The sequence below is a fragment of the Pontibacter arcticus genome, assembly GCF_003284895.1.
In the GTDB taxonomy this organism is placed as follows: domain Bacteria; phylum Bacteroidota; class Bacteroidia; order Cytophagales; family Hymenobacteraceae; genus Pontibacter; species Pontibacter arcticus.
In genome coordinates this window covers 407,087-429,087 of record NZ_QMDV01000003.1, presented here as the reverse complement: position 1 = coordinate 429,087, position 22,001 = coordinate 407,087, and the positions used below count along the sequence as shown (strand labels likewise).

The 22,001-nt window shown below is 46.2% G+C and carries 17 protein-coding genes; 6 read left to right on the top strand and 11 right to left on the bottom strand.

The window, feature by feature from the left end; genetic code table 11:
- Positions 1–19: 19 nt before the first annotated feature.
- From DP923_RS11395 to DP923_RS11355, 9 genes are all read right to left on the bottom strand, one after another.
- Entirely contained in the window at positions 20–1,327 is a 1,308-nt protein-coding gene (locus DP923_RS11395) for a hypothetical protein (protein ID WP_125047711.1), read from the bottom strand.
- Positions 1,324–2,610 (bottom strand): DUF2851 family protein, encoded by a 1,287-nt coding sequence (locus DP923_RS11390; protein WP_112305976.1) that lies wholly within the window; start codon positions 2,608–2,610, stop codon positions 1,324–1,326. The genes DP923_RS11395 and DP923_RS11390 overlap by 4 nt, the downstream gene beginning before the upstream one ends.
- 52 nt (positions 2,611–2,662) lie before the next feature.
- The gene (locus tag DP923_RS11385; protein WP_112305975.1) at positions 2,663–3,133 is read right to left on the bottom strand and encodes a YehS family protein; all 471 of its coding nucleotides are present in this window, start codon (positions 3,131–3,133) and stop codon (positions 2,663–2,665) included.
- A gap of 94 nt (positions 3,134–3,227) precedes the next feature.
- Positions 3,228–3,752 (bottom strand): hypothetical protein, encoded by a 525-nt coding sequence (locus tag DP923_RS11380; RefSeq protein WP_125047709.1) that lies wholly within the window; start codon positions 3,750–3,752, stop codon positions 3,228–3,230.
- Positions 3,753–3,820: 68 nt separating this feature from the next.
- Positions 3,821–4,645 carry an orotidine-5'-phosphate decarboxylase gene (gene pyrF, locus DP923_RS11375; protein ID WP_112305973.1) on the bottom strand — a complete coding sequence of 275 codons (825 nt, stop codon included), beginning with the start codon at positions 4,643–4,645 and terminating at the stop codon, positions 3,821–3,823.
- Positions 4,646–5,207: 562 nt separating this feature from the next.
- On the bottom strand, positions 5,208–5,852 hold the full coding sequence (locus tag DP923_RS11370) for a LolA family protein (protein WP_112305972.1): 645 nt from the start codon (positions 5,850–5,852) through the stop codon (positions 5,208–5,210).
- Positions 5,853–5,872: 20 nt separating this feature from the next.
- Positions 5,873–8,521, bottom strand: a complete 2,649-nt coding sequence (locus DP923_RS11365) for an FtsK/SpoIIIE family DNA translocase (RefSeq protein ID WP_112305971.1) — start codon at positions 8,519–8,521, stop codon at positions 5,873–5,875.
- 443 nt (positions 8,522–8,964) lie between these two features.
- On the bottom strand, positions 8,965–9,996 hold the full coding sequence (locus DP923_RS11360) for a quinone-dependent dihydroorotate dehydrogenase (protein ID WP_112305970.1): 1,032 nt from the start codon (positions 9,994–9,996) through the stop codon (positions 8,965–8,967).
- A gap of 263 nt (positions 9,997–10,259) precedes the next feature.
- On the bottom strand, positions 10,260–11,264 hold the full coding sequence (locus tag DP923_RS11355; protein ID WP_207801969.1) for a DUF1028 domain-containing protein: 1,005 nt from the start codon (positions 11,262–11,264) through the stop codon (positions 10,260–10,262).
- Between the two features lie 196 nt (positions 11,265–11,460).
- Here DP923_RS11355 and DP923_RS11350 point away from each other — a divergent pair, with 196 nt between their 5' ends.
- Positions 11,461–12,285, top strand: a complete 825-nt coding sequence (locus tag DP923_RS11350; RefSeq protein ID WP_112305968.1) for an NYN domain-containing protein — start codon at positions 11,461–11,463, stop codon at positions 12,283–12,285.
- Between the two features lie 40 nt (positions 12,286–12,325).
- On the opposite strand, the gene DP923_RS11345 is transcribed toward DP923_RS11350, so the two are convergent.
- Positions 12,326–13,150 carry a carboxypeptidase-like regulatory domain-containing protein gene (locus tag DP923_RS11345; protein ID WP_112305967.1) on the bottom strand — a complete coding sequence of 275 codons (825 nt, stop codon included), beginning with the start codon at positions 13,148–13,150 and terminating at the stop codon, positions 12,326–12,328.
- An 86-nt stretch (positions 13,151–13,236) separates the two neighbouring features.
- Positions 13,237–13,716 (bottom strand): hypothetical protein, encoded by a 480-nt coding sequence (locus DP923_RS11340; protein ID WP_112305966.1) that lies wholly within the window; start codon positions 13,714–13,716, stop codon positions 13,237–13,239.
- Between the two features lie 292 nt (positions 13,717–14,008).
- On the opposite strand from DP923_RS11340, the gene DP923_RS11335 reads away from it, so the two are divergent.
- The 5 genes from DP923_RS11335 to DP923_RS11315 all read left to right on the top strand — a co-directional run bounded on the left by DP923_RS11335 (position 14,009) and on the right by DP923_RS11315 (position 21,978).
- Positions 14,009–15,661 (top strand): M1 family metallopeptidase, encoded by a 1,653-nt coding sequence (locus DP923_RS11335; protein WP_112305965.1) that lies wholly within the window; start codon positions 14,009–14,011, stop codon positions 15,659–15,661.
- Positions 15,662–15,791: 130 nt separating this feature from the next.
- Positions 15,792–17,303 (top strand): DUF6056 family protein, encoded by a 1,512-nt coding sequence (locus DP923_RS11330; RefSeq protein WP_125047707.1) that lies wholly within the window; start codon positions 15,792–15,794, stop codon positions 17,301–17,303.
- 265 nt (positions 17,304–17,568) lie between these two features.
- A complete protein-coding gene (dnaK, locus tag DP923_RS11325; protein ID WP_112305963.1) occupies positions 17,569–19,503 on the top strand; it encodes a molecular chaperone DnaK in 1,935 nt (644 codons plus the stop codon).
- Between the two features lie 325 nt (positions 19,504–19,828).
- On the top strand, positions 19,829–20,686 hold the full coding sequence (locus DP923_RS11320) for an ABC transporter permease (protein WP_112305962.1): 858 nt from the start codon (positions 19,829–19,831) through the stop codon (positions 20,684–20,686).
- Between the two features lie 5 nt (positions 20,687–20,691).
- Positions 20,692–21,978 (top strand): ABC transporter ATP-binding protein, encoded by a 1,287-nt coding sequence (locus DP923_RS11315; protein ID WP_112305961.1) that lies wholly within the window; start codon positions 20,692–20,694, stop codon positions 21,976–21,978.
- The last annotated feature ends 23 nt before the right edge of the window (positions 21,979–22,001 follow it).

Below are 22,001 nucleotides of genomic sequence, written 5' to 3'. Positions count from 1 at the left end.
TACGAAGAAGCTGCAGAGTTTAAAAATAACGCTTTGGCAACATAGCCTTCAGTTTATACAGTATTGAAAGTATAAAGGTGTTCTGCATGAACAGGTAAATAAGGAAGGGTAAGAACAGAATCCTGTAACGGCTCAGCGAACCGAAATTAGGCGTACTCAGCCCAAAAATAGCAGCAAACAGAATTACAATAAAGCCAAAAAGGACATACTCAGGGCTTATCCTGCATCGCTTTGTTGTAAGACCTGCTCTTATACTTACCAATGTTAGCATAAGTAAAACAAGATTCTCTATTCCTGAAAGGATTTGCAATGCATTGTCAGATTCCCAGATAAACGGCCGGTAAACAGCACTTAGAACTGCTTCTGGGGCGTTCAGTATAAAACTTTGCAAGGTAGGCTCCAACAAGTTATACTGAATAAAAATGGTGTGCTGCGATCTGGCTAACAATGCATCATGTGTTGTAACCAGGTTGCTGTAAAAAAAGCCATCCATGTACATATCAAAGAACAACGCTGCAGCCGGAATAAAGAGCAGTAATAAAAGTATAAATATATAAACCTGTCTTCTTTCGGGCTTAAGCAACGGGTAGTTTTTTGCAATCACTTTTAGGCTGAGGTACACGAAAAGCAACGGCAAAAGCAGCATCGCCACAAAAAACTTCACTTTGTAGAGCAAATACAGCATCGGCAGCAAAAGTATAAAATCTGTTTTTGATGCGCGATAACCATTTGCCGTTTTCAAAACGACTGCAACAATCCAACAAACACTCCCGAACAGCAAGGCATCTTTGGATAAACCTGAACTCCAGAACATAACCGACGGGAATAGCAAAAAAGCAACTGTAGCAGCCGTTTTATACTTTCGCTGAAGTATGATTAATGTTGCAGCCAGCCTACCGCTTCCCCAAAAACTAAATAATGAAAAGTATAAACCGCCGAGGTAATAAGAGCTATCTGTCAGTAAATTAAGTACACTCAGCAGCTTTATCAGGAAAAAAGAATTACTAAAATCCGGGAAACGTGAAAAAGGAATTTCAGCGCGAAACGGCTCATCCGGAAACTGGTTCAGGAAAATCAGCTCCGCGTATGCTTTAAAATCCTGGTAGGCCAAGGCCGTTAATTTCAGAGAACCCTGATGATATGCCACCGTATCTCCGCCGCCATAGTATTCAAAGTATAAAAGGCCCAGCAACAAACCGCACAAAAGTTTAAGCCCCAGCGCCGGATAAAAGTATGGCCGCAGTTGTTCTGCCCAGCGCTGCCGTTGCATCCACCACACCAGCCCGGAAAGTATGGCTATGTTAAAAAGTGTTACCAGTAAACTCACAGGGCGGTATTATTTTTCAGGATTTTGTTGCCTACTGCGCATTGCAGGCAGTTTACTGGTTCGCAGTAAAGCTTGTATAAACCGAGTGCAGCCTGGTTATCAGCAGCGGAGGTTGCACGCCAGCCAAGTGCCTCATACAAACGGGTTATGTTATTGGAGGCTTCTTTTACATGCTCGAGCAGGGAAATCGCTTTTTCGAGGTAAGTATAATCTTTGTTATAAGTAGCGTATGCGGCTAGCAACGGCACCGTTACATTTACAATTAAGTTTTGGACGCTGCTTTTGCCGATCTGTAACTGTGGTGTTTTTAAAGGTTTGCCGAAATCATAATGCTGCTGCCAGTAGGCTGAAACAGGCGTTGTAAAGTATGATTCGTAGGTTTTTATACTTTGTGTTTCCAGCAGTTTGGTAAAAAAAGTTTGTTGCTGATACAAGGTTGCAGCCAGTTGCGCCAACCGTACCGTCGGGAAATTGGCAGGGCGCATCCTGAGGAAGTTCCAATGGTGCCGCTGCAAAGCTGTTTCGCGTAGTTTATACTTGTGGCTCAGGAACGTATATTCTTTTGCCAATTGCCCGGCGTAATCATCCACAGGATTTTCTAAGTAACCGGCCTGTCCGAACAAAAGCGCTTCCAGCTGAAACTGGCTTTGCTGGTGCTTCCGGATAACCTGCCATGGCAAAGCTTTGGCCAGTTGCTCCATTGCCGCCTGGTTTATCTTAAATCCGAAGCTCCGGCAAAGTATAAAATAGGCGGTTTGTTCCCAGTCGTTGTTCAGTTGCTGATGCACCGCCAATACGTCATTTGCTTTCAATTCGAGCCGTTCGGTGAGGGCGCGGGCCAGCATACTTGTTTTGGTTAACTCCGGAACAGCAGGCCAGAAAGCGGCACACGGAATAGTGGTAACAGCCTGTTGCAGTTGCTCATACTTTGCCAGCATGCCGGGCTGAATCCTATCTTTCAGTTCCAGTGTAGGAACTGCCGAACCGTTGGTGCGACGTATACTTTCATCAGCTTGCCAAACTACATGCAGAATGACCTGATCATACTTTCTGTCTGTCTGGTGCCGGTGCTGCAGCCAGTCTGAGGCATTAATGTGCACCTCCACGCTCCCCGACCACTCCACATCGCCAATCCGAATTAAGGCTTCCTTAAAATCGGGCCCGGCGTTGGTGTGGTAAAAACCTGTTTTCAGTACCTGAATTGCCTCTCCATCTGTGGTGCACAGTGCCGTTTTATCAAAATACTGATGTTGCCAGATGTAATGGAGGAAATCTTCTTTCATGGTACAGACACGTTGTAGGAAGTTACGTGCATTTTGCCGGATTTAAAAAGCTTTACTTACGCGGCTCCGGCTGGTACTTTAGTTGCAGGCCATGCAGAAAATTGCGCAGGATCTGGTCTTGCAAGGGGCGGTAATGTTGGTGGTCGGGTTTACGGAAAAAAGCGCTCAGTTCGTGCTTGCTCAACCGAAATCTTACCAGTTCCAGAATATTAAGTATATCCTCGTCTATCAGGTTGAGGGCTATTTTGAGCTTCCGAAGTATAATGTTGTTGTTCAGTTTACTTTCAGGCTTGGGCTGCTCGCCTTCTTTTTTACCGCGTTTTTCGTTTATCAACCCGTTCAGGAAAGCCGCCAGGTGTAGGTCGCTCATTTCCTTAAATTCCGGCTCGTCTTCCTTTTTCATCCACTCAATAAGCTCGGCACGCGTTACCTGCTCCCCACCAGACTTAAACAGCTCCAGCAACTTCGGGTCGTTGAAATCAAATGTATAGCGGAGCCGGCGTAATATATCGTTGTTGTTCATATTTATACTTTAAGTCAATTTTGATGCATGTGTAGGCTAACGGATTGGGCTTTGCGGTGGCGAAGCTACCGTAAAGGTGGTGTTGGGGATAGTTCTAATCATTTTGCAGGTAATAGAAGAGCTTTTTTTCTTTCTGCAATATGTTGATGTTTCCTCCATCCGTGCCACTCCCTTCCTTATAATATTCAAGCTGCTTTGTGTAGTCATTTATTTTCTCTACCCAACTGCCTGAATGAAACTTATGGTAATATGCTAATTCTATTACATCTGGCTCAACAATAACTTCTTTGCTGGAAAGGTGGCTTTGACCAAATATTTCCCCATAGGTCCATGACTTAGCCTTAAACTCTTCAAGTCCTTCGTAATAGTTATCAAGGTTGGTAAAGCCGTGAGACTTTTTTATCTGACCCTGAAGATTAGCATACTCAGTATCAGTCAATAGAAGTTCTATGTTCTCATAGTAATCTAAGTGCGTCAAGTCTCTTCTGTTCTCTACAAAGTTTGGTTTCTCGATAAGTTTCAGGGAAAACTTTTCTAATCGCTCATTGGCTTCATATTCACTCATTGGAAATGAACAACCTAACAACACCAGAAACATAAAGCTAAAAATTACTCTCATAATTTGAATTTGCCCCAACTTCTGGATAAACGTGAACATACGCTTATCTGCACTATATACTGAGTCTTTTACCCCACATACTTCTCCAAATACCCTTCCATCTCACGTTGCACTTCCAGCGCGGCTTCTCTTGCTTTCTCAGCGAAGTCTTCTCCGGAGGAGGCGTAGATAATGGCTCTGGAAGAGTTGATGAGCAGGCCGCATTGCTGGTTCAGGCCGAGACGTGAGATTTCTTCCAGGCTGCCGCCCTGTGCGCCTACACCCGGTACCAACAGGAAATGGTCGGGTACGATGGCACGCACACGTTCTATAAATTCGCCTTGCGTAGCGCCTACTACATACATCATCTGGTCAGAATTTGCCCAGGTGGCGCTGGTTCTCAGTACCTGTTCAAACAGATATTCCTCGCTGCCGTCGGCCAGTTTCAGCATCTGGAAATCCTGGCTGCCCGGGTTAGAGGTAAGCGCCAAAAGTATAACCCACTTGCCATCCTTTACCAGAAAAGGCTTCACAGAATCTGCTCCCATGTAAGGCGCCACCGTTACAGAATCAAAATCCATACTTTCAAAAAAGGCGCGCGCGTAGAGTTCGGAGGTGTTCCCAATGTCGCCGCGTTTGGCATCGGCTATCGTAAAAATATCCTGCGGAATTACTTCCAGTGTTTTTTCGAGGCTTACCCAACCTTTCGGGCCCTGCGCTTCATAAAAGGCAATATTAGGCTTATAGGCCACACACAAATCGGCGGTCGCTTCTATTATCTGGCGGTTAAACTCAAAAACGGGGTCTTCGAAATCCAGCAGGTGTTGCGGCAGTTTTTTCGGATCGGTGTCGAGGCCAATGCAGAGGTAAGACTTCTTTTTCAGGATCTGCTCGAAAAGTTGTGCTCTTGTCATGGAAAGTTGTAGGAGGTTGATTTTACAAAAGTATGGTTTTAAGCGCAATTGTCTGCATCTTTATATAGGCCTCTACCCACGTGTTTACAGGCTGAATAAGCCCATCTGGGTTCTACACCAATGCTGCCGCAAGTTTGAGCGTAGCGGTAACGTGTGGTTGTGTATGATGTAAGTTTATAACTTACTTTCTGCGCCAGCAGAAAAATACTCGTGCAGAAACGGTTATTCGATTTTGTCATCCTGAAAGGATCTTAGTAATGAGTTGCAAGTAACACACAAGATCCTTTCAGGATGACAGAACGGGAAAGGCCATTTTCATTCTTCAAAAACCGCTACCAAAGTATAGGCCATTACCATATTTGCTTTTACAAAGCAAAGAAGTTGAAAACTTCTGCAATACACAACCACAAGTTACCGCTGCGCTAAAACTTGCGGCAGCATCAATTAAAGGCCTATCAATCTATTCATCCTGAAAATCCTTCTGGGGACTTTATATAAAGATGCAGACATAAAAAAAGGCTGCCCCAGGGGACAGCCTTCACTTGTGAATAGGAAACAGGTATTATCTTAGGTCCACTACGCTCACGCCTTTATACTTTGCTTTGTTGAAAGTAAACGCATCTGAGGCAAGGGCAGGGTTTGCCTGGAAATCTTTGATGGCGTAAGTATAGCGGCTGCCGTTGTTACGGAACATCTGCCAGCTTTTAAGCGCTTTATCTTTCTGGCCGATGTATAAACGCACTTTAAAGATTGGGTTGCTGCGGTCTTCCGGTGCCATTTCAATGACGTCTACTTTTTCGCCGGCGCGGGTTTCGGTGCCGGCATAGGCATATTTATAGCCTTTTTTATACATCTCGAAAATTTTGCTGGGGGCCATGGCTTCGGCTTCGGCATCGTTTTCGGTAATGGTTACTTCGTTCACGTCTTTCAAGTAAGTCCAGAGCAGTTTGCCATCGCTGATAATTTCCTGACCGCTTACTGCTAATTTATACTTTGGTCCGCTCACGGTAATGGTACCTTCCATGGTCTCTTTGCTCTTAGATGAGGTGTTTTCCATTGTCTGCGAGAAGTTGGCCTTAAACGCTTTCATGGCCTTGTACTTCTGGCTCATGGTGTTCAGTATTTTGGTAGCCTCCGGGTCTTTCTGCGCATGCGCCACTGTTACAACCAGCAGCAGGGAAAGTATAAGTGAGAATAACTTTTTCATTTCTAGTTACAGTTTAGTCTTTAGCTGATGGCATTCAATAACTGTTCCAAACTGTATTCGTCCCGAATTAAAACTTCGCGTGCTTTGCTGCCCTCAAACTGGCCCACTACGCCAGCCGACTCCAATTGATCAATTAAACGGCCTGCGCGGTTATAGCCCAGCTTCAGGCGGCGCTGCAACAGGGAGGTACTACCCTGCTGGTGCTGCACAATAATACGGGCGGCTTCTTCAAACAAGGGGTCTCTAGAGCTTGGGTCGAAATCTGCTTTTTCGCTTCCGCTTTCATCCCCTACAAACTCAGGCAGCAAATACGCATCGTTGTAGCCTTGCTGCTCGCCGATAAAATCACAGATGCGGTCTACTTCCGGAGTATCCACAAACGCGCACTGGATGCGCACAATATCAGAGCCAATCGAGAACAGCATATCGCCCTGCCCAATTAACTGGTCGGCACCACCGGCATCCAGAATCGTTCTGGAGTCGATCTTAGACGTTACTTTAAAAGAGATACGCGCCGGGAAGTTGGCCTTTATGATACCAGTAATAACGTTCACCGAAGGGCGCTGCGTGGCCACAACCAAGTGTATACCAATGGCACGGGCCAGCTGCGCCAGACGGGCAATTGGTGTTTCCACTTCCTTGCCGGCGGTCATCATCAGGTCGGCGAGCTCATCAATTACCAACACAATAAAAGGCATAAACTTGTGGCCTTTCTTCGGGTTAAGCTGGCGCTCTACAAACTTGCGGTTATACTCTTTCAGGTTGCGGCAACCGGCGTCTTTCAGCAGGTCGTAGCGCATATCCATTTCCATACAAAGCGAGTTCAGTGTGTTCACTACCTTTTTGGTATCGGTGATGATGGCTTCTTCGCTGTCGGGCAGTTTGGCTAAAAAGTGGCGCTCAATCTTATTAAACAGCGATAATTCTACTTTCTTAGGATCGACTAGTACAAATTTCAGCTGCGACGGATGGCGCTTGTATAATAAGGATGTAAGTATGATGTTCAGACCAACGGATTTACCCTGGCCTGTAGCACCTGCCATCAGCAAGTGGGGCATTTTGGCAAGGTCGGTTATAAATACTTCGTTGGTGATGGTTTTACCAAAAGCAATCGGAAGGTCCATGTCGCTTTTCAGGAACTTGTCGGTAGCCAGAATAGACCGGATCGACACCATTTCCTTTTTAGCATTCGGTACTTCAATACCAATCGTACCTTTCCCCGGAATGGGCGCAATGATACGAATTCCCAAAGCTGCCAAGCTAAGCGCGATATCGTCTTCCAGATTTTTAATTTTGGAGATACGTACGCCGGCATCCGGCACAATTTCATAGAGCGTTACAGTTGGCCCGATGGTGGCTTTTATACTTGCGATGCCGATGTTGTAGTTACCCAGCGTTTCAACGATCTTGTCTTTGTTGGCTTCGAGCTCTTCTTTGCTCACTGATACTTTGCTGGCACCATAATCGTTCAGCAACTCGATGGTTGGGTACTGGTAGCGCGACAGGTCTAAGGTTGGGTCGTAGTTTTCAGTGGATAAAACGGCGGCTGCGGCTTCCTCAGGCGTTCTGGCAATCTGTAGGTCTACAATTTCTTCCTCCTCGGCAGTATCAAATTCTGCTTCCGCTTCCAGAAATTCTTCTTCCAGTTCGATATCCAGTTCCAGGGCTGGCGCGGCTGGTCTGGCAGGTGCAACAGGATCCGCCGGTGTGATGGTACTGAGTTCCATCTGAAGCGCCTGCTCAAAATCTTCTTCGTTATCCGCTTCTTCCAGGTAAACTTCCTCTTCTTCTTCGTAATATTCTTCCTGTACTTCTTCCTGCACCAGCGAGGCTGTTGGGTCAGCGTTGTGGTTGATGCCGTTTCTGCCGCCCACTACTTCGCCTAACGAGGCACTGGCATAATTGCGGCCTCTAACTGGCTCCGGTTCAACTTCCTCTTCTGTTTTAGAGCCCCAGTTGATGTTGGTGATATTGAAAAATCCGACTAAAAAGATCAGCAGCAAAAAGCCCAGGAGTAGCCAGGAGCCCCACCCGATCAGGCTGTTCAGCCAGATGGCTGTTTCTACACCAATGCCGCCGCCTAAGTAACCAAGGCGGTCGATAGTACCTGCCGTGAAAACGCTGTAGCCCATGATCAGGCTTATCCAGAGCATACTAAAGCTGCAAAGCCCCAGCACATACGACATCGAAATAGTAACCCGCTTGAACACGATACGGCAACCAGCCAGAAACAAGACCGGAATGATAAAGAAAGCGCCTATGCCCACCCAATCATATATAAACAGATGCGACACCCAGGCACCTACCAGTCCAAGCCAGTTCTCGGCTTCGAGACCGGATTCTTTAATGCCGGTGCCGCTTACTGATTCTACTACACTCTGGTCGGCCTGGCCTGTAAAAAGATAGGATACAAAAGCGATGGTTAAAAAGAAGGAAAGTAACAGAAACGTGAAGCCGATAAACAGCTTAAAGCGCCTGTCCTTCATGAATTTCAGCTCAAAAGAAGGCAACGAAAAACTAGGAAGTTTAAAATTCCACTTTTTCTTATCTTTTTGTGGTTTTGGTTTTTCTCCGGCTACTGTATTGCTTTTACGCGGCTCATTACGCCCACGCACTTCATTTTTCCGCCCTACCTGCTGCGCATCTTCTCTGTAAGTGTTCTTGGCCATACCCTCTGCTAAAAATTAAGATTTCAAATTTACAAATTTAAGACAGAACAGTGGTAGGTTCGGGGCAAATTGTTACGCGCTAAATACAGGGTGGTGTTATGCCTGCTTACCCAACGATAAACCTGCTTTCAGTAGTATGAATAGGGCTTGTTTGCAAGTATAAATGGGCTTTGGATTTTATTGTGAATAGCGTTTATACTTCCTGCCATACTTGACCGATGCCGGGTCGAACCTCCCCCAGCCCCTCCTTATCCAAGGAGGGGAGTTTTCCTGTACTACTCTGACCTTCAGTAAGTATAGCCAAACTCCATACTTTAAAGTTGGTCTTATAAGCTGATTCGGCTTGCGGGGATTTGGAAATCCCCAACTCCTTACTTTCGGATTAAGAAATCCGAAAGAGCTTTTATCAGTTTGATTGGTGGCCTAGCAAGTATAAAAGCAACTTATTGCTGGAGTAGTTTCTTGTTGATCTGGCTAATAAGAGCTGGTCCTTCGTAGATGAAGCCGGTATAAAGTTGCAGCAGGTCGGCGCCGGCTTCCAGTTTTTCCAAGGCGTCTTCTGCGGTCATGATACCGCCCACGCCTATTATTTTTATACTTTGCGGCAAGCCTTTGCGTAGGTACCGGATAATTTCGGTGGCATGTTTGGTCAGTGGTTTTCCGCTGAGGCCGCCCGCTCCTATCTCTTTTATTTCGTTGGATGGCGTGTAAAGTCCGTCGCGGCTGATGGTGGTATTAGTTGCTATGATACCGCTCAGTTTGGCTTCAATGGCTATTTCGATGATATCGTCCAGCTGGGCTTCGTTCAGGTCCGGGGCAATTTTGAGCAGCAAAGGCTTGGGTTGCGGCATTTTGCTGTTCACTTCCTGAAGCGCCAGCAACAGTTGTTTCAATGGCTCTTTTTCCTGCAACGCGCGCAAATCCGGGGTATTCGGAGAACTCACATTCACCACAAAATAATCCACTACGTCATACAGCGCTTTAAAGCAATACAGGTAATCTAAGGTAGCTTCTTCGTTAGGCGTTACTTTATTTTTGCCGATGTTGCCGCCAACCAATATCGTGCTTTTCCGGGCTTTCAGGCGGGCCACTGCTGCATCTACCCCCTCGTTGTTAAAGCCCATGCGGTTGATAATGGCCTGGTCCTGCGGTAACCGGAACAGGCGTGGTTTATCGTTCCCAGCCTGTGGTTTGGGGGTTAGCGTCCCGATCTCGATAAAGCCAAAGCCCAGGTTCGCAAACTCATCTACCAGACGCGCATCTTTGTCAAAACCTGCTGCCAAACCAACAGGGTTGGGAAAGGTGAGCCCAAACAATTTTCGCTCCAGCCGCTTATCCACCACCTGGAACATGCTTTGGCTAATGCCTTTTGTGAACGGGAGCCTATAAGCCGTTTTAACCGCATCCACGGTCAGATAATGTACTTTTTCAGGATCGAGTTTGAAGAGTAGCGGACGAATAAGGCTTTTATACACAGCAGTAGTTTTAGTTGTACCAGGTTACCCACAAAGATAGAAACCCAAAGTATAAACTGCTCGGGAAAGTTAGAAAGTTGAAGTAAGAAATCATTTCTTCGTAGGGACAGGTCGCGACCTGTCCGAATCGTGCACGATCAAATCATTCCTGATTAATATTCTGGCTGAACTTACAACGTGTGATTGGGAACGATTGGACAGGTCGCGACCTGTCCCTACCAAAGTTAACATCTCTCTATCTAAAATAAGAAATCAGACAACCTCTACTTAACTTGCAGCAGTTTTTCCAGGTCTTTTTTGTTAACCGTTAACAGGCCAACTTCCGGGAGGCGGCTGGTGAGTTCGCGCCAGTTATCGTCTTTCTTGTATACTTCGCGCAGCAGTTTGGTGGCTTCTTCTACCTGCTTGTTATTAGCCAACGTAATGGCGTGCCAGTATTTCATTTCGAGGTTTTCGGGGAACATGGCTTCGGCTTTTCCATATTCCTGCATGGCTTGCTGCATCTGCCCTTTTTCTACAGCCAGGTCGCCTTTGTTCATGTGTTCGTAGGCGCGGTATACTTTCAGGAGGCGGGCCAGTTCGTCCAAAGGTTTAGCGTGGTCGTCTACGCGCAGGTCAATGGTTTTGTCGTTCCAGATCTGGCCGGTAGCTTTGGCAGGTACCACTACCATGGCTGCCGATTGCTTGCCCCGGATATCGCCGCCTTCGCGCTCAGCTGCCTGCATGGCCAGCAAAACACGCTCTGCCAGGGGTTGGCCTTCGCTCCGCTCAAACGATTTGGCCATCGCGGGCCATACTTTGTCTGTGAGCATCATGTTGGCTTGTACCGAGAAATTCTGGCCAGTGGTGTGCCCGGCATACCGCACGCATTGCTTGCCCGTATGCACCGCTACCCTGCCCTGCGCATCCAGTATGGCAACCTGACGCACTTCTTTGCCCGGATCATCAGCCAAAAGTATGGCGAGCGCTTGTTCCGGCGATTTTCCTTCTTTCAGCAAAGCAAGCCCGCGCGGACCAAATGATTTGTTGGTGAACGATTGCGTGGCAACAACGCCCACACCAGCCTCAGCCCAGGGCACCGACGTACCCACCGAAAACCAGTGACTCTGCACGCCTACCGCCATTTCGCCGGTTTTGGCATCGCGGGCTACAATGGAATAGGTATGCGCCAGCGGCTCTTCGCTTTTATAAACCTGTGCTTTGGTAGTAGAGATTGTTGCCATACATATCATTGCAAGTATAAATAGTTGTGTGGTTAATGTTTTCATAGTTTGAGTTCCCGACCTATTTTGCTGTTATTTTAAATATAATTTCCGCTACCGTTATTCTGCTGCTGCTAACGTGTTTATACTTTGCTCCGCAGGATTTCAAATATAAAAGGTAAGGGCTGTACGGCCAAGTATAAATCATGTATTACAACCAGAACGAAAAAGCAAAGTATAAGTAGGCATTAAAACCCAACAAATGAAACACACACACCGCGAGCACAAACCTTCGCGCATGGCCCTCCTCATAGACGGCGACAATGCCCAACCCAGCCTGATTGTTAAGCTTATGGCCGAGGCCGGCAAGTATGGCACCCTCACCATCCGGCGCATTTACGGCGACTGGACCACCCCGCAAATGAACGGCTGGAAAGATTGCCTGAACAACCACGCCATCCAGCCTATCCAGCAATTCAGGTATACTGTTGGTAAAAACGCAACAGACAGTGCCCTTATAATTGATGCCATGGATCTGCTGCACAGTGGTTTGGTTGATGGTTTCTGCATTGTATCTTCGGATAGCGATTATACCCGCCTGGCCACCCGCATCCGCGAGTCCGGTAATTTTGTAATGGGCATTGGGCAGCGCAAAACGCCAAAGCCTTTCGTAAATGCCTGCAACGTATTTATTTACACTGAAAACCTGGTAGATGAAATTGACGACGAGAAAATTGCGGCAGCCAACAAACCAACCGAAAATGCACAGCAGCGCCCAAATCCAATTCCGTTACTGAAAGAAGCCTTTGCCATGTCGGCGGATGAGGATGGCTGGGCACATTTAGGGACCATGGGCATTAACCTGCGCCAGCTTGACCCTGGTTTCGACCCGCGTACCTTTGGTTACGGGCAGTTGCTGCAATTAATAAAAGCACATAAAGAACTGTTCACGATCCGGAAAGGCGACGACAAAGGTCCGTCCGCAGTTTACATAAAACGAACCGAAGAGCGCCGCCCACGCGAGAAGAAAGCACCAAGAGAGCCGCGCGTAAAAGTAGCCGTGCGCCCGGCGCCTGACAAAGTATAAACCTGCTAAACCAGCTGCCAAAGTATGGCAGCTGGTTTATTTATTGCCTTACCGTAACGTAAGCAGAAAGGCTTCCTATTACTGTTTCTTTCCAGACACCTAAACTAGAGCTTCTGGTAAAAGTAGTTCCTCCTAACTTACCACCCATTAAAATGGCAAATCTGTTTGGTACTTCTTCAGGCAAATATTCTATACCCAGAAAAAAGTCTTCAGAAGCATAAATCTGATGCGGCTCCAAATCTACTTTTACCCAACCATCTTTGGTAGTGAGCTTCTGTACAATGCTTTTTTCTACCAGCAGCTCTCCGGGTTGGCCTTGTGCGTTCTTATAAAAGTTTACCCGGAACACAGCTGAATCTAACTTAGAACTGGCGAGGTAAAAATGCGCTGATAGCACCTCAACAGGATACTTTTTTACAGGTATTAAATTGGCATATTCGTAAACATCCCTTTCTTTATCAACATTCTGCATTGGAGCTCCCCAAACACCCGGAAGGCGACCGGTAATGCCCAGCTTTTTTAGCCTCGTTTTGCGACTGGTAACAACAACCTCTTTCAGGTTAGTAGTTTTTTCTTTTAGCGCTATGGATTGTTGGGTTGCCAGTTGCTTTACCGGCACCTTTTGTACTTCAAAGCCTATGGCAGAAAATGTGAGCGTATCTTCTGAAAATTCCTGCTGAAGTTTTAAAGTATAGCTGCCGTTTTCCGCTGAGATGGTGCCTGTATTTTTGTTTCGGATACCGATGTTTACATACGGTATGGCCTCTCCGTTTTTAGCGGAAGCAACCGTACCTGATATCGTTTTTTCCTGCGCAAATACCATAGAAGCAGCAAGCGCCAGCAACAGCGTGAAGTAGAATTTCATAAGTAAAAGGTGAAAACGGAAAGCAGAATGGAGTAATTTTAAGGATTTATACTTGCAAGCTACCGCTGGGCCTGCGATTAAAGTTGCTACAGCTTTTCTACAACCAAACGTACTTTTTTTGTATCGTCCTGCTGCTCGGTACCTGGGTATGGCTCTACTTTTTTTAGCGTGAAAGTATACTTGGTCTGGCCCACAAATGTGGTTACGCTGTCGGTTTCGCGGATGGCCTGGCCTTGCTGGCAATCGCCGAGGCAAAGTTTTATGCGCTCGTTGGTGCCCTGCTGGTTGGTGGCCGAAAGTGTCACCTCCGCTTTGCCATATTGTATACAGTTCACGTTTTCAGGGCAGCGCGAATCGATCAAATCCTGAAACGTAACGGTGAGGGCAGCATCTCCGCTTCCGATGGTGGCTTTATTCTGATGATCTACCCGGACTTCCTGCCCGAAATTCTGTCCGTTTGTTTGCATAGGTGTATCCGCGTTTTGCGCCTGAGAAGTAGCAGTTTCATCGCCACATTGCGCCATCAGCACAACAGTTAGTATCGTAAAAACAGTTTTCAGCATCATAGTCAGAGTTTAAGGGGCGTTTGCTTAAAAGAGTCCGGAAACCATAGCTTGGTTGCAGACTCATTATAAAAGTATACTTTATAAGTTACTTAACGTGAAAGTATACTTTCTGCATACATTATACTTTCGCGAAGCGTTAAAGCCTTTAGTTGATGTATTGTAGCTCGGATATAAAGTATAACCAAACTACTGATTCATCATTCTTCTTCAGGCATTCGTCTAATGTCTTTCCCAGGATTATTATTTATGAAGGTAATTATTTATACTTGAAGCAAGACATCAACTTTAAACTATGAAACTTTCTTTCTCGCTTGCCGGTGCTGTTATACTTGGGTGGCTCTGTTGCACACCCGCACTGGCACAAAAAAACAGCACGTTTACCAAGCAGGATACCTTGCGCGGCTCCATCACGCCCGAGCGCGCCTGGTGGGACCTGACGCATTATAACCTGCAGGTAAGCGTAAACCCCGCCGACAGCACCATCCGTGGCACCAATACAATCCATTATAAAGTGCTCGAGCCCAAACAGGTGCTGCAGATCGACTTGCAACCACCCATGCGCATCGAGAAAATAACCCAGAACGGCAAGCCGCAGCAAGTACGCCAGGATGGCAATGCCTGGTTTGTGCAGTTATCAGAAACGCAGCAGAAAGGAAGTATAAATTCCGTTGAAGTACACTACGGCGGCAAACCGCAGGTAAGCGAAAACCCACCCTGGAGCGGCGGCATCACCTGGAAACGCGACCAGAACGGTAACCCTTTTGTAGCCAACTCGAACCAGGGCGATGGCGCCAGTTTGTGGTGGCCCTGCAAAGACCACATGTACGACGAACCTGACAGCATGAAGATCAGCGTAACTGTTCCGGAAAAGCTGATGGACGTCTCGAATGGCAGGTTGCGTAAAGTAGTGCAGAACAGCGACGGCACCAAAACCTACCACTGGGCAGTTGTCAATCCGATCAATAACTATGGCGTTAACATCAGCATCGGTGATTATGTAACGTTCTCGGAGAAGTATAAAGGCGAAAAAGGCGAGTTAGATTGCAGTTATTATGTGCTGCGCGATAACCTAGGCAAGGCAAAAGAGCAATTTGAGCAAGTGCCGCTTATGCTGAAGGCGTTTGAGCATTGGTTTGGGCCATACCCGTTTTATGAAGATGGCTTTAAATTGGTAGAAGTGCCTTATTTAGGCATGGAACACCAGAGCGCCGTAACGTATGGCAACAAGTATAAAAACGGCTACCTGGGCCGCGACCTGAGTGGCTCGGGCTGGGGCATGAAGTTCGATTACATCATCATCCATGAAGCAGGACACGAATGGTTTGCCAACAACATTACCTACAAAGATGCAGCCGATATGTGGATACACGAGAGCTTCACAACCTATTCCGAAAACCTGTATGTCGATTATCATTTCGGTAAGAAAGCAGCCAGCGAGTATGTGATCGGTATCCGCAGAAACATCCGCAATGATGCCCCGATCATCGGGACGTATAATGTAAACCAGCCCGGCTCCGGCGACATGTACCCGAAAGGCGCCAACATGCTGCACAACCTGCGCCAGCTAACCAAAGACGATGAAAAGTGGCGCTCTATACTTCGGGGCCTCAGCAAAGAGTTTTATCACCAAACCGTTACCACCCAGCAGATAGAAGACTACCTGAGCCAGCACATCGGACACAATTTAAAACCTGTTTTTGACCAATACCTGCGCGATGTTCGCATTCCGAAACTGGAGTACCAGCAGGACGGCAGCAAACTGAAATATAAATGGAGCAATGTAGTTACTGGTTTTGATATGCCGGTACGCGTATTCTTAAACGGAAAAGAAACCTGGCTCGAACCTACCACCACCTGGAAAGAGCTGAACGGTATCAAGAAAAACACAACCGTTAAAGTAGACGATAACTTTTACATCACTTCCGGTAAAGTGGCAGCTAAATAAATTGATGTAATTCCTAAGTCGGTAAGTAGCTTTTCCGAAAAGATTATTTACCGACTTAGTTTATAGAACAATGAAGCGTTCAGAATTCTACCTGATACTTCTCTCCTGTTAAAAAAAACCAACATTGCCTTTGCCTGAGCAGAACAACCAAATCCAGAATTATACTTACCTGGCATTAATAATACTGGGTATTTACACATTGGTACCCTTCTTTCTGCTCTCATTTTATAACCACCCTGCAGCCGACGATTATAGTTTTGCCGTGCGCGACCGGCAACTGGATTACCTGACTGTATTACAACAGTATTATTTAAACTGGACTGGCAGATACTTCAGTACCATCACTATTTTCCGCATAAACCCCATTATTGATGGCTGGCTGGTAACGTATAAAATTTACTCGGCTCTGCTTCTGTTCTTATTTTGTGGTACGCTGTATTTTATACTTCGGACTTTTACAAAACAAGCCTTTACAAGAACACAGACGCTGGCAATTGGAAGTATGATTTTTACATTATACTTGCTGCAGGTACCAAGCATTTCCGAAGGCTTTTACTTTTTCTCGACATACGCAACCTACCAGCTGCCTAATATCATGGCACTGCTGCTGCTGGTATTTCTCTATCATTTTTTCAGGTCAGAGAGCAGACTAGCCAGACAAATGTACATTGGGTTGGCAGCCATACTTTGCATAGCCATGATCGGCTCAAACGAAATGGCTTTGATCAGTACATTTACCACCATTTCATTTATCACTGCCTTTAACTTTAAAAATAAAGAATACCGCGCTCACCTACTTTTCCTGCTTATACTTTGTGTGGTGTGCTGCTCCGTTGCCGTGCTTGCCCCCGGTAACTTTGTGCGTAAAACCGATCACCCGAATAGCGGCAGGTTTGTCTGGTCGGCGGTTTATGCTGCTTTCATGACTGCGTTATCGTTTTACCGCTGGCTGCTGCCAATACTAGCCGCATCTGTAATTTACATATTATACTTTGCCTTACCGCTAGCGCGTACTTTAAAGTATAAAAGCTTGTTTGATGTGAAACTGAGTTGGGTGATTTTATACTTCCTGCTAACAGTTTTTCTGATGAACTTCGCTTTTTCATGGGCCACGGGAGAGCGGGCAACTCCGCGGCTGGAGAACGTGATCTACTTCTTTTTCCTGATCGGGTGGTTTTATACCTTGCAGGTCGCTATTGGTAAGTATGAGGCCGCTTTTACACAAGAGCGGAGTGTAGCCAAGATGATCCCTGCTTTTACGCTTCTTATTTTTGCGCTCAGCCTTTTCCATATCGATAATAACATCAGTACTGCTTACACAGACCTGCTGACGGGCAAAGCGCATGCGTACGATAGGGCTTTAAAACATCGTTATAAAACGCTGGCTTCCTCTGCCTGTGCTACTTGTAATGTTTCGCCTCTACCTGCCATCCCTAAAAGCATTTACTTCTCTGATATAATTGCACGCGGCGAGCAGCCTTTAAACGGAGTAGATATGATCTGGGTAAACAGAGGCTTTGCAGCATACTTCAGGAAAAAAGAGGTATACCTTACTGCCCCAAACCCACCTGTACAAGATAACCTGACATCATTAAGGAATGCAGGCAAAAGCGCCCTTACCAACAAAACAATTTCTGAATAGCAAAATGCGCTGCTATACGGTTGCCAAAGTATAAATCCGCCACCTCCTCAGCCCAAGGGTATAGTTTTTCCGTTTTCATACTTCAGGTAAATATGTCGCAGGCGGGTTGGCTTTGCAGGTAAAAGTCAGACACAAACTTACGCATACCTGTACCTCGTGACAGAATGACATAAAATAAAGGCCATACGGGCGTTGGCACATAGCTTGTTATAGAGGAAACAACAGATTGAAATTTTAAATCAGAAACTATAAATAAAGCTATAGAATGGGCAAAATAATTGGTATTGACTTAGGAACAACAAACTCATGTGTTTCCGTAATGGAAGGTAACGAGCCGGTTGTAATTCCTAACAGCGAAGGCCGCAGAACTACTCCGTCTATCGTTGCATTCCTGGATGGTGGTAACGGCGAGCGTAAAGTAGGTGATCCTGCCAAACGCCAGGCAATCACAAATCCTCAAAACACAATTGCTTCTATCAAGCGCTTCATGGGCCACAGCTACAACGAAGTAAGCGAAGAATCAAAGCAGGTTTCTTACAAAGTAGTACAAGGTGGTAACAACACCATCCGCGTAGAAATTGGCGACCGCCAGTACACGCCACAGGAAATTTCGGCTATGGTACTTCAGAAAATGAAGGCTACTGCAGAAGATTACTTAGGCACTACAGTTACAGAAGCAGTTATTACCGTACCAGCTTACTTTAACGATGCACAGCGCCAGGCAACCAAAGAAGCCGGACAAATTGCAGGCCTTGAAGTAAAGCGTATCATCAATGAGCCAACAGCAGCAGCGCTTGCTTACGGTTTGGATAAAAAACACAAAGATCAGAAGATCGCGGTATTCGACTTAGGTGGCGGTACATTCGATATTTCTATACTTGAGTTGGGTGATGGCGTGTTCGAAGTACTTTCTACGAACGGTGATACTCACTTAGGTGGTGATGACTTTGACCAGAAGATCATTAACTGGCTAGCTGAAGAGTTCTTAAAAGACGAGAACATCGACCTGCGCAAAGACCCAATGGCGCTGCAGCGTTTAAAAGAAGCAGCTGAAAAAGCGAAGATCGAACTTTCTTCTTCTAACGAAACAGAGATCAACCTGCCCTACATTATGCCGGTTGATGGCATACCAAAGCACTTGGTACGCAGATTAAGCCGTTCTAAATTTGAGCAGCTGGCTGATGACTTGATCCGCAGATCGATGGAGCCTTGTAAAAAAGCGCTTCAGGATGCCGGCCTTTCTACTTCTGATATTGATGAAGTGATCCTGGTAGGTGGTTCCACGCGTATCCCGAGGGTGCAGGAAGAAGTGGAGAAGTTCTTCGGCAAGAAGCCTTCTAAAGGTGTAAACCCGGATGAAGTTGTTGCGATTGGTGCTGCGATCCAAGGTGGTGTATTAACTGGTGAAGTAAAAGATGTACTTCTACTGGACGTAACACCTCTTTCACTGGGCATCGAAACAATGGGTGGCGTGATGACGAAGTTGATCGAATCGAACACAACGATCCCGACCAAAAAGTCAGAAACCTTCTCTACTGCATCGGATAACCAGCCTTCTGTAGAAATTCACGTACTGCAGGGAGAGCGCCCGATGGCACGCGATAACCGCACCATTGGCCGATTCCACTTAGACGGTCTTCCGCCAGCACCACGTGGTGTTCCGCAGGTAGAAGTAATTTTCGACATAGATGCCAACGGTATTTTGCACGTAACGGCTAAAGATAAAGCAACCGGTAAAGAGCAGAAAATCCGTATCGAAGCTTCATCTGGCCTGAGTGAGCAGGAAATCGAGAAAATGCGCCAGGAAGCAGAAGCTAACGCTGAAGCTGACAAGAAAGCGAAAGAAGAGATCGATAAGCTGAACGCAGCCGACTCGATGATCTTCCAGACCGAAAAGCAGCTGAAAGAATATGGCGATAAGTTATCGGAAGGTAACAAAACAGCTATCGAAGGTGCCCTTGCCCAGCTGAAAACAGCACATGGCAGCAAAGACATCGCTGGTATCGACACGGCAACCGAAGCACTGAACAATGCCTGGAGCGCAGCATCGCAAGAGATGTACGCAGCCACGCAAGGTGCCCCAGGCGCTGACGGACAAGGTACTGGCAATGGTCAGGCTGGTGGCCCACAAGGTGCAGCAGCTAACGACGGCGGTGTAACCGATGTTGACTACGAAGAAGTTGACGGCACTGCGAAATAAGCAGTAGCAAAGTATAAAGTATAAAAAGTCCCCTGCTGAGCAATTGGCAGGGGACTTTTTGTTTTAAGATAGCTTTTTTATTACAACACCTCACTAATCCTACTTACTACCAGATACCCTCTATTTTTCCAAATCAACTGCAATATCTTATAACTACATCCGGTTATTAAGGAAGATCGTAGATGCATGCATTTAACTTAAATCAAAGTATAGCATAACCTTCTAGCAACTAAATAAGTATATATTCTGATTCCAATATATTTTTAATATTAAAACTTGTTATAATATTAATTTATCTTCTTATTTTTAACAAAACAAGTAAAGTATGGTAGCAGAGGAGAAGAAGAAGTGGGAATGGGAGATATCAAACCAGTCGAGCTATTGGGGTACACACTTTACTGAGATTTGGGCATACCGGCACTTGCTTTCCAGCCTGGTACGCCGCGATTTCCTGGTTAACTACCAGCAAACCATACTTGGGCCGGCCTGGATGCTGTTGCAACCGGTTTTAACATTGGTTACTTACGCGCTTATTTTCGGCCGTCTGGTCGGGTTATCTACAGGCTCTTTGCCGCCGCTGCTTTTTTATTTTTCGGGGATCATCCTCTGGAATTTTTTTAACGACTCGTTCGGAGGCACCAACAATGTTTTCAGGGATAATACCCAGGTTTTCAACAAAGTATACTTCCCCAGGCTAGTAGTTCCCATTGCCATTATGTGCACCCGTTTTATTCGGTTCGGCATTTCGCTTTTTTTGCTTTTGCTGATGATCGGGTACTACATGGCCTTCAAAGACTTTTCGCCCAATTTCAGTTCGTGGCTGTTGGCCTTACCGGTGGTGGTGCTGGCAGTTGGCGCCATGAGCCTGGGCCTGGGGCTTGCTTTTTCAGTGATCACAGCTAAATACCGGGATATCTCAGGTTTCGTGAGTTTGGGCACAAGGTTGTTGATGTTTGCTACACCTGTTATTTATCCTGTCTTGTCGCTGCCTGAAGATGTTCGCTGGATTGTACACCTGAATCCCCTCACTCCGCTATTCGAACTGTTCCGGCTAAGCCTGCTGGGCGAAGGAGTGGTAAGTTACGACATGCTTTTCTATAGCCTGGCTTTTTCATTTTTAGTGCTGGTTGTATCGTTGCTTCTGTTCAATAAAAAGGGCGATAGTTTAATTGATATCGTATAAATAACATGTCTGAAATAATTATTGATGTACAGAACCTCTCCAAAATGTATCGTTTGGGTACGATCGGAACCGGTTCGTTCAGGCAGGATCTTCAACGCTGGGTATCTACCAATATTCTGAAAAAAGAGGAGCCTTTTTTTCAGGGGCATGGCGTAAACGCAGACGGTATGGATGGCAACGACCTGTGGGCACTCAACAATGTTTCATTTGATGTTAAGAAAGGCGAAGTATTAGGGATTATCGGAAACAACGGCTCCGGTAAATCTACGCTGCTTAAAATTATTTCGCGCATTGTGCGGCCCACGCAAGGCTTTGTAAGAGGGAACGGCAAAGTCAGCAGTTTACTCGAAGTAGGAACAGGTTTCCATAACGAACTGACAGGCAGAGAAAACATCTTTATCAGCGGGTATACACTGGGCATGAGCCGAGACGAAATCCGTAGAAAATTTGATGAGATCGTAGCATTCTCCGGGATCGAGAAGTTTATTGACACACCTGTAAAGCGTTATTCATCAGGCATGTATGTTCGCCTGGCCTTTTCAGTAGCGGCACACTTAGAGCCTGATATCCTGATTGTGGACGAAGTGCTTGCCGTGGGTGATAATGATTTCCAGAAAAAGTGCCTGGGTAAGATGAACGAGATTGCACAAACAGATGGCAGAACCATACTTTTTGTGAGCCACAGCATGCAGGCCGTTAATACCCTTTGTACCAAAGCGCTCTGGTTACAAAACGGAAATGTAAAGGAATGGGGAACCGCAAACGATATCGTGAACAAGTATGTAGCCAGTGTGCAGAAACACAGGCTGCAGCAGGAATGGGATACCATCGAAAATGCACCGGGCAACGATAACATCCGGGTTAAAAGCGTTGAGATTGTTCCTCACCTGAACAACCCGAACGACATGATCGACATCCGTACGGCGCTTACATTTAAGTTCCAGTTCTGGAACCTGCAGGAACATGTCAATATCAGCGCTCGTATTCTGTTGTTCTCTTATACCGGCGAATGCGTTTTTAATGTGCTTTCGCCAATTGTAAATTGCTTTAAACCGGGCATTTTAGAAGGTGAATGTACGATACCGGGCAATTTCCTGAACGATGGTTCTTACTATATAAGTATGAATTTCCTGAAGGACTCTGCCACACACCTCCTGGATTTCAATGAGTGTGTATCGTTTGATATGGAAGACTACCGTGGCGACCTGCAATGGTTTGGTAAATGGTGGGGAGCGGTGCGGCCACAATTCCCGGTGCACCTGGAGCAGAAAGAAATGGTATTGGATGTTTAACACCTTCCGTACTTAACAAACTA